General features: G+C 69.8%; 1 protein-coding gene and 1 pseudogene. Both read left to right on the forward strand.

What is annotated here, in order from left to right:
• Positions 1-84: 84 nt before the first annotated feature.
• A pseudogene (locus tag ABZ749_RS35360) lies at positions 85-681 on the forward strand (AAA family ATPase); the annotation flags it as partial.
• Between the two features lie 209 nt (positions 682-890).
• Positions 891-1,241, forward strand: a complete 351-nt coding sequence (locus tag ABZ749_RS35365) for a DUF3140 domain-containing protein (protein WP_141909299.1) — start codon at positions 891-893, stop codon at positions 1,239-1,241.
• The last annotated feature ends 45 nt before the right edge of the window (positions 1,242-1,286 follow it).

A 1,286-nucleotide genomic window follows, 5' to 3' on the forward strand; every position in this document is an offset into this window, starting at 1 on the left:
GCTCCGCGTCGCTGACCTCTCCGACCTGGCTCGGGTTGAGCTCCAGGTCGTGCGGCTCGGCGCCGGGCTTGGCCAGGTTGGTGCTTCAACATCCTGCTCCAGGTGCTCGACGACGGGCGGCTCACCGACAGTCAGGGTCGCACGGTGAACTTCAAGAACACCGTCCTGATCATGACGAGCAACCTCGGCTCCGAACTGATCACCGGCGCCCAGCGCTCGGTCGGCTTCGGCACCGGGGACGTGGGCAGTGAGCAGGAGAGCAACGAACTGCGCGAGCGCCTCATGCGCCGCCTGCAGGAGAACTTCCGCCCGGAGTTCCTCAACCGCATCGACGAGGTCATCATCTTCCGCCGGCTCGAGGCCGAGCAGCTGCGCGACATCACCGCGCTGCTGCTGGAGGAGACCCGCCGCCGGATGCACGCCCAGGACCTCCAGGTGGAGTTCACCACCGCCGGCATCGACTGGCTCGCCGAGCACGGCTACCAGCCGGAGTTCGGCGCCCGCCCGCTGCGCCGGGTGATCCAGCGGGAGGTGGACAACCACCTGTCCCGGATGCTGCTGGAGTCGGCGATCTCGCCGGGGCAGAAGGTCACTGTGGACGTCCGCGACGGGGCGCTCACCTTCGACGTGGCAGCGGGCGAGCGGGGGTACACCGCCGCCACGACCACACACCCGCGATGAGCGGGCCGGCGCGAAGGGACGAACACGAGGACCCGCACCAGCCCGCGGAGTCCGCGAAACCCCGGGATGAGGACGACCATCCCGACCCGATCCTGGCGTCGCCCACCGCGAACCCCCGCCGGACGCGGGTGCCCGCGGAGGGCCTGCATCCGAAGACCGACCAGGACGACCCGGAGACGTCCGGGCCGCCGCCGGCGAGAGGAGACCTGATGGTACGCGAAGCGCGGCTCGACCCCGAGGTGGAAGTGCTCTGGGAGGACTTCCACGCCGAGGTGAATGTCCCGTCGGAGCAACTGCGGACCTGGCTGCTGACCCGGGGTTCGGGGGAGGAGTCGTTCAGCCCGAACCCGAACCTCGACCTGCCCCAGCCCGGCCGGGAGATCCTCAAGGTGCTCAACAAACGCAAGGTGGACCTCACCCCGGAGGACATCGAGGTGATGCGGGAGGCGGTCGAGCGGATCCGCGAGCTGATGGACGCCAAACCGTCGCGCGGCAACGCCGACGACAACTGGCGGCACTCCCTGCTGGACCTGGGTCACGACCCGCTCGTCGAACGCTGAGCGAGGTTCACCCGCGACGGTGCCGTCCCGAACCCGGGACGGCAC

The sequence above is a fragment of the Micromonospora sp. NPDC047753 genome, from assembly GCF_040642735.1.
In the GTDB taxonomy this organism is placed as follows: domain Bacteria; phylum Actinomycetota; class Actinomycetes; order Mycobacteriales; family Micromonosporaceae; genus Micromonospora.